The sequence below is a fragment of the Bacillus sp. JJ1521 genome, from assembly GCF_036965165.1.
Taxonomy (GTDB): domain Bacteria; phylum Bacillota; class Bacilli; order Bacillales; family Bacillaceae_L; genus Ferdinandcohnia.
Window position 1 is genome coordinate 26,616 of record NZ_JBALOX010000037.1, and the last position, 7,152, is coordinate 33,767.

Genomic DNA, 7,152 nt, shown 5'->3' on the forward strand with positions numbered 1-7,152 from the left:
GGCCGTTTTTCAAAAACCATATTATTCTATTTTTATAAATTACATTTTAAGTTTTCTTTTTAGTGGATCCACATTAACCGGTCTGTTTGTAACTTTACCAAAAATTTTTCCTTATAGTCAAGAGTTTTTTTCACTACGACTATGATGTAAATTTTAACCTAGTTCCATACTCACTCATAAAAAACAACATTAATCTGCTGCAAGTAGGAAGATTCCCTAAAAGTTATTTTTACCAATCATTATATCAAAATCAACGGTAATTTGAGACGATTCCTTATTTAAAAATGACGTAACTTTATCTTTTTTTGCCCATGTCATAGGTGTCATCTGAACCAACCATTCTAGCGCAGATTTATTAAGTTTCCTAGTATACGTTAACCTTGATTGATCGACAAAACGAAAATTCTCATAAAATCTTTCTACTGTATTTGTATTCGAATAGGGACGTTTTTCAAAAATTTCTTCTCGTAATTCCTTCAAATATCCACTTTGAGGTACAATCTTAATAACGATCCCATCCTTTTTCAATAGCCTTTTAAATTCTACATAATTCGAAGGGGAAAGGATGTTAAGGACGACATCGAACTGAGCAGTCTGAAACGGTGTGTTTGCAAGGTCCGCCACCGCCCAAATCTTATTGGGATAGTCCTTAGACGCTGCTCGAATTCCTTCTTTTGACAGATCAATTCCAATCCCAATTACATCCTTGTTGACTGTCTCACAAATCTTAAACAGGTGCGATCCCTCTCCACATCCCGTATCAAGAATCGTTATTCTATCACCTAAACATTGACTGACTATCCTTGAAATTTCATTGGATAATGGCTCGAAAAAACCATTATCAATAATAAGTTTTCGTCTAGCATCAAATAGTTCCTTGCTATACTTTGTGTTTACTGATTGAGTCGTAAAATTGATATAGCCTTGTTTCGTAAAGTCAAACGTATGCAGGTTGGAGCAAATCAAGCTTTTATACTCCATTACCTTCATCGGCGAATGACAAATAGGACAAGCAAACATCGTTTCAAATTTGCTCACATAATCTGCACTTTGTATTCTTCTATTCTGTTGTAACAAAAAAGCCACCTCATTCATTCGTTTTAGAAATGAAAAAGGCATAGACAAAGAAACCCTCACCAACTTTTCCAAAAAAATAAGTAGGGTCTGCGTTAGTCTATACCTGTTTTTATCTATAACGAATGAATTGTATGATCATGATAATGACTCCTTGTCTTAGCTTGGGACTGTGTCCATAAATATGGTAACAAGACTATAAGGGCAAATCAATCTACAATTCTATCCAAAACCTCTTATTGAGTCATTACCACAAACCCTAACCAGCCAATTAGGATAAAATTTGGTGCAATCAGCAAGATGGATAACCATCTTATACTTTTGGCAAGGGACACTGCGGATCCCACATAAAAAAGTGGAAAGACGAGCCCCCAGATTTCAAATCGTGGTGTAGCTGCAAGATATAACGACATGGGTATTATTAGCACTGAGGAAATCACAAGCAGGATAGGTTTTTTTATACATATTGCTAAAATTGACAGGATTAACGATGCAATCATGAAAGGCCAAAATAGTAGTGTCATAGAAACCTCTAATCTTAAAATAGGGAAATTGTGTTACATAAATAGGTTCAACAAAAAGAGGTGTTAATTCTACTTTATTAACACCCTTATGTTTTAAAAATAAGCAAAACAATCAGGAAAATAATGAGACCAATCATAAAAATTGTCCCAAGACTTGCGCTGTAAACAATATACACATTCACATTAAGAATCACATGGACAATCAGAACGCCAAGTATCAAAATTAGCAATAAGATTGCTACATGAATATTTTTATTTCGTTTCAAAAAATCAGCACCTTGAATTAAATTAGGAAGGCTTGTATTAAACATCTATTTGCTCTTTGTTTACAATATTCCTAAAGGACTCAAAGTGCTACATAGGGAAATCCCCATTTTTCAACTTTCCGTATTTAGCCTCTTTATAAGTGAGACCGCTTGTTCAATATGGTTAACATCAAATATTTCTATTTTCAGGTTCATGGATTGTTTAACTTCCCTCGCTTCTTTGGCATTTCCGCTAGGAACAATGATATAGGGATATGAATTTTTCTCGGCAATCCTCACCTTTTCTTCGACCATTCCAATTGGTAATACATCCCCAGATGCATCCAGTGCGCCTGTTACACCAATTGTTTTCTTGTTTGTTAACTTCCCATCTGCAATTTTTCCGGATAATGCAATCCCTAACCCGACACTATCACCTGAAATATCATCCCGCTTTAAAAACGAATCAATACTCGCGGTGTCCCCAGAAAGATAATTTTGTACGTTTTTCCTCATGATTGCAAAATCATCGTCTTTATTCATTATCCAATGCCAAAGCTCAGCATTTTTACCTTTGTAGCGACTCTCATTCTCAATCTTTTGTAAATTAAGGACTTCTTGTTCTTCATGTTCCAAACTATTAATGATGAGTTCTTCATCTTTTAGATATTCGAGATCAAAGGATTTAACAACCATTAAATGGATACCAGAATGTTCAACCGCTTCAATAGGATCTGCCGTCAAGCTTACACGATAAGTAAGAGATTCATAGTTTACTAATTTCCATTCAAAAACCAAAATACATATTAATAAGGCCGAAATGATTTGGATTATTTTTAATTCGGATTTCTTATTTCGAAAAATAATTAACAAAATTAATAGAAAAAGGAGTTCTGCAGCTAAGATCCCAACTAGCCAAAAGGCATTTATAAAGTCAAAATAATAAAGACCCCACAAGATTATGTATATGAGAATTACTGCGACTCCGGTAAAAATAAATGGTTTTTTCACGAATGGGTCCTCCTATGATATCTAGGATTGAGGACGCCAGCGTCCAAATCCACCCTCTGTATTTATGAGTTGTCCAGTAATCCAGGAAGCTTCTTCTGTTAATAACCATGCAATAAGTCGTGCCGGGTCTTCTGGCTGTCCCATTCTTCCAAACGGGAACATTGGTTTCAGATTCTCCCACAGTTCCTTGGTCATATATCCCGTATCTACTGGTCCAGGGTTTACTGTATTGACGGTTATGTTTTGATCAGCGAGTTGATCAGATATGGTTAGTGTTAGATCAGCAAGCGCTCCTTTGGATGCGACGTACGCTATTTCACCAGACATTGGGCCTAGCCTTTGACCCGAGGTCATGAAAATGATTCTTCCACTACCTAATTTAGGATCATGTTGTTTCGCAAAACATTGTGCCAGTAATATAGATGAACGTGCATTGACTGCCCAGTGTTTATCTAACATTTCCACAGTTAGTTCACCAAGTGCGCCATCACTTCCACTCATTGCATGATTACAAACAAGAGCATCAAGATGACCATAAGTTTTACTGATTTCATCCATCACACTTTGTGGTTCTTTTGGGTCTGAAAAGTCCCCGCTGATGTCATATAAAAATGCATCATCTATTAGCTCCGCTTTAATGCCTTCTATTACTTCCTTTAAATCATCTGCACCCCAAAATTGTTCTTTATCATGTAACTGGAAATGATGAATAATCACAGATGCACCCCAACCAGCCACTTGACGGGCAATCGCATACCCAATTCCTTGGCGTCGGCTAACTCCAGTAATCAGTATTTTTTTACCTTTGAGTGGATATTGATCTCGAGTAAATTGACTCATTTTCCATGCCCCCCTTTTTCGTTAGAATTCTTCAGGATTCTCATTTAAAAATAGCATATTTTTTCCAAGTTTTACATCGATTTTTCACACAATAAAATCAAAAAAGCATTGCCCCTATGACAACGCATCTAGCAAAAGCTCGATTTAGTTCTTCCCATATTGTTATTTCGGGGAACTTCAGTCTCCCCCATCACCACCACCATCACTTTCTCCGTTATCACTTTCATCTTCGAAAAAATTATTTAGGGTATCAATTAAGCCTTTATTCTGATTTTCATTTTCAAGCTGATGGGTATTTATGAAACTTTCGATTGTGAATGCCTGAATTGCTTGTTGTTTACTCCTCAAAACAAAGTAAAGAAATAAAATTATTAGAATGAGAGAAAGGAGTACTATGAAAATCAATTTGACACCCCCTTATTTGTCCTTTTTAATAGTTATAAAATCACCTTGCTTTTAATTACATTATTTAACAAGTTAAAAGTTTATATTACCGAAAATTGGTCCCGTTTTTATTAGTAAATATTATTTCGAAATTGTAAAGGGTATATATAGAGGAGTCTAGTAAGTTAGCATTATCCTCATTTTTATTATTTCAAAAATCATATAAAGTTATATATCAAAAGTACCAATTTTCTAAAAAAAAGGTTTAAGAATTATACCAAAATCTCTATATAATTTCTTATAGACTTGCTCTTAACATGAGGTTTGTCCCATTTTCTCCGTTTAACCTATTATTTACCTCCTATTAAAACGATGTCCACACTCACAATCTATACTAAATCTATCAAACGATTAGGAGGAGTAAAAATGAAAAAGAAATCTATTAAAAAGAAATTAATCCCGTTTGCAGTCGTATCTTCACTCGCGCTTGGAGCCCTTGTCGGAAACTTTTCAGTACCAACAGCTGATGCAAATTCAAATAATCAAATCGGCAATAATGGTAAAGCTAAAAATGTTATTTTTATGGTTCCGGATGGCTACTCTGCATCTTATGCAACGAATTACAGATGGTATAAAGGTGAGGAAACTGTGTTAGATTCTATGCTAGTAGGGATGCATCGTACCTATTCAGCGAACACAAAGGTAACTGACTCAGCTGCAGCAGGTACTGCAATGGCAACTGGAGTCAAAACAAATAATGGGATGATTAGTACATCTCCAGATGGTAACGAATTAAAAACCATTCTTGAAGCTGCTGAAGAACAAGGAAAATCATCAGGCTTAGTCGCCACTTCAACAATTACGCATGCAACACCAGCTGTATTTGCTTCTCATGTCGCTTCACGTGCAAATGAAGCAGATATTGCACCGCAATTACTTGAAAATGATGTCGATGTTATTCTTGGAGGAGGTAAAAAATACTTCCCAGAATCCTTATTGAATGAGGCAGCAAAAAGCGGTTATCAATATGTTACAAATCAAGATGAGCTTAAAAATGCTAAAAAAACGGACAAGCTTATCGGTTTATTCGCTGAAGATGGCATGGCACCTGAATTAGATCGCGACGAAACAAATGAACCAAGTCTTGCAGAAATGACAGAATCTGCAATCGATGTTCTTCAAAAAGATAAAGACGGTTTCTTCTTAATGGTTGAAGGTAGCCAAATTGATTGGGCTGGTCATGATAATGACGCTGCCTGGGCTATGAAGGATAGTGAAGCATTTGAACTTGCTGTTGAGAAAGCAGTCGAATTTGCGAAGAAGGATGGCAACACATTGGTAGTTGTTGCTGGCGACCATGATACAGGCGGAATGTCAGTCGGTGGTTATGGTAAAGGTGACGCAAATCTTGAAGTTTTACGTAATGTTTCAGCAACTGGTGATTTCATGGAAAGCAAATTGAACGCTGACCGCAGTAATGTTAAGGAAGTTGTTAAGCAGTATACAAACCTTGATTTAACAGATGCTGAAGCTAACAGAATCAAAACCGCTAAAACACCATCGATGGCTATCAATCAAGTCGTTTCTGAACGTGCAATCGTTGGCTGGTCAAGCACAGGTCACACCGGTACAGACGTCCCTTTATATGCATTCGGACCAGGATCTCACTTATTTAACGGTTTACATGAAAACACAGACCTACCTGTATTAATGGCTCATGCTATGAAAATTAAATTCAACCCAGGAAAATAAGAGGCTATTTAAAAGGAGCTGGTTTGATGATAATTAACTAGCTGAAGTAGCACCATAATTGTTCGATGACAATATTTCCATGCAATACTATGAATTTAGCAAAGTAAAAAACAAGGATTCCTATTAATTTGGGTATCCTTGTTTTTTAAGTATAGAATTAAACTCTTACTTCACTTATAAACGCATGCGTATTCCCTTCTGTATCTTTAAAGAAAGTCATCCAAGTTTCAGTTTCTCCCATTTTTGCTACAATATGTGGTTCATCAATAAAGGATATTCCATCACTCGTAAATTTTTCATAGGTTTCCTTTATATTTTCAACTTGAAAATATATAACAGAACTTGAATGTGAATACTCCTCTTTCTCTGGCAAACTTAGAAGAATTCTTGTCCCATTACAATCAAGAAACGCCATAGTTTCTGTCGAAAAAAGTAGTGGTAGTCCAAGTCCCTTATAAAAGCTTACTGCCCTGCTTACGTCTTGGACAGGCACACCGATTTGGTTTATCTTTTGGATGAAATTCTCTTTCATATTATCGCTCTCCTTATACTATCTTCTCTGCATTTTTCTTTGCTTTTATTTTTAGTACCCACTTTGTGATGAAGTGAGTAAGAAGTACCATTAATGTATTAAGTCCTATTATGACAATCGAGAACAAGATATAAGCAACTAATAGCCACCCAATCGCTTCAGCTTGCTGCCCCCCTTTGTTGGCTACATAGAACACATAACTTATGATGATAATAATCTGAACTCCGGATGCTAAGATACAATTGATTGTGAAAAATTTATCCAATTTCTCACTCTTTCTTGTAGCCCTTATTTGTAATGGTACCCCTACAACTGCAGGACTAAAGACTACCATGTAAAACAAGAACCCCTCTATCAATTCCCCCATGATTTACCTCCAGGTAACTTCCCTTATATTTACAACTTTTTCTTTTCTTCCTTAACTGCTAGAATCTGAGTTTCTGCACCTATTTCTTTTCGTATAGTTTTTCTTGCTTCTGCAGGTGTCCTTGCGTTGATTGGCTTTATTTGTGTTTTTCCGTCTACTTCGATTTCGACAAGGAAGCATTTGGCTCCACATCTCATGAAAATCTCTCCTACTTTTTCTGTTTAATGATTGCTGGTATCGTTAGTACAAGTAACAAAGCGCCGACAATTAAATATTTTCCCTTTCCCTCGTAGGAAATCATTAGTATAAGGTCCCAATAATTGCTTGGTCCAGAATTAGCACCTTCACCAAATGGATAATCAAAAACAAAAGGTAAGATCCCAAAAAACGATATTAAAATTCCAATCACTAAAAAGAAAAATA

10 protein-coding genes are annotated in these 7,152 nt (G+C 35.9%); 1 reads left to right on the forward strand and 9 read right to left on the reverse strand.

The window, feature by feature from the left end:
• Positions 1-216: 216 nt before the first annotated feature.
• The 5 genes from V7147_RS06705 to V7147_RS06725 form a co-directional block, all read right to left on the reverse strand.
• On the reverse strand, positions 217-1,077 hold the full coding sequence (locus tag V7147_RS06705; protein WP_335367082.1) for a methyltransferase domain-containing protein: 861 nt from the start codon (positions 1,075-1,077) through the stop codon (positions 217-219).
• Between the two features lie 607 nt (positions 1,078-1,684).
• Entirely contained in the window at positions 1,685-1,909 is a 225-nt protein-coding gene (locus tag V7147_RS06710; RefSeq protein ID WP_335367083.1) for a hypothetical protein, read from the reverse strand.
• Positions 1,910-1,975: 66 nt separating this feature from the next.
• Positions 1,976-2,854, reverse strand: coding sequence for a S16 family serine protease (locus V7147_RS06715; protein WP_335367084.1), 879 nt, complete (start codon positions 2,852-2,854; stop codon positions 1,976-1,978).
• A gap of 21 nt (positions 2,855-2,875) precedes the next feature.
• Positions 2,876-3,694: an SDR family oxidoreductase gene (locus tag V7147_RS06720; RefSeq protein WP_335367085.1), complete on the reverse strand. Its 819-nt coding sequence runs from the start codon at positions 3,692-3,694 to the stop codon at positions 2,876-2,878.
• A 177-nt stretch (positions 3,695-3,871) separates the two neighbouring features.
• Complete coding sequence (locus V7147_RS06725; protein WP_335367086.1) at positions 3,872-4,099, reverse strand: hypothetical protein; 228 nt, start codon at positions 4,097-4,099, stop codon at positions 3,872-3,874.
• 405 nt (positions 4,100-4,504) lie between these two features.
• Between V7147_RS06725 and V7147_RS06730 the strand changes: the two genes are divergently transcribed.
• Complete coding sequence (locus V7147_RS06730; protein WP_335367087.1) at positions 4,505-5,830, forward strand: alkaline phosphatase; 1,326 nt, start codon at positions 4,505-4,507, stop codon at positions 5,828-5,830.
• A 157-nt stretch (positions 5,831-5,987) separates the two neighbouring features.
• Here the strand turns inward: V7147_RS06730 and V7147_RS06735 are convergent, their stop codons facing one another.
• The 4 genes from V7147_RS06735 to V7147_RS06750 all read right to left on the reverse strand — a co-directional run.
• A complete protein-coding gene (locus tag V7147_RS06735; protein ID WP_335367088.1) occupies positions 5,988-6,362 on the reverse strand; it encodes a VOC family protein in 375 nt (124 codons plus the stop codon).
• Positions 6,363-6,375: 13 nt separating this feature from the next.
• Complete coding sequence (locus V7147_RS06740) at positions 6,376-6,729, reverse strand: hypothetical protein (RefSeq protein WP_335367089.1); 354 nt, start codon at positions 6,727-6,729, stop codon at positions 6,376-6,378.
• A gap of 29 nt (positions 6,730-6,758) precedes the next feature.
• Positions 6,759-6,926, reverse strand: coding sequence for a hypothetical protein (locus V7147_RS06745; RefSeq protein ID WP_335367090.1), 168 nt, complete (start codon positions 6,924-6,926; stop codon positions 6,759-6,761).
• Between the two features lie 11 nt (positions 6,927-6,937).
• A partial coding sequence (locus V7147_RS06750) for a hypothetical protein (protein ID WP_335367091.1) occupies positions 6,938-7,152 on the reverse strand: 215 nt, incomplete at its 5' end.

What these genes read in the sequence shown, in the direction of transcription:
- V7147_RS06710 (WP_335367083.1), bottom strand. Translation starts at nt 1,909, where the DNA reads ATGTTTAATACAAGCCTTCCTAATTTAATTCAAGGTGCTGATTTTTTG.
- V7147_RS06735 (WP_335367088.1), bottom strand. Translation starts at nt 6,362, where the DNA reads ATGAAAGAGAATTTCATCCAAAAGATAAACCAAATCGGTGTGCCTGTC.
- V7147_RS06720 (WP_335367085.1), bottom strand. Translation starts at nt 3,694, where the DNA reads ATGAGTCAATTTACTCGAGATCAATATCCACTCAAAGGTAAAAAAATA.
- V7147_RS06740 (WP_335367089.1), bottom strand. Translation starts at nt 6,729, where the DNA reads ATGGGGGAATTGATAGAGGGGTTCTTGTTTTACATGGTAGTCTTTAGT.
- V7147_RS06745 (WP_335367090.1), bottom strand. Translation starts at nt 6,926, where the DNA reads ATGAGATGTGGAGCCAAATGCTTCCTTGTCGAAATCGAAGTAGACGGA.
- V7147_RS06730 (WP_335367087.1), top strand. Translation starts at nt 4,505, where the DNA reads ATGAAAAAGAAATCTATTAAAAAGAAATTAATCCCGTTTGCAGTCGTA.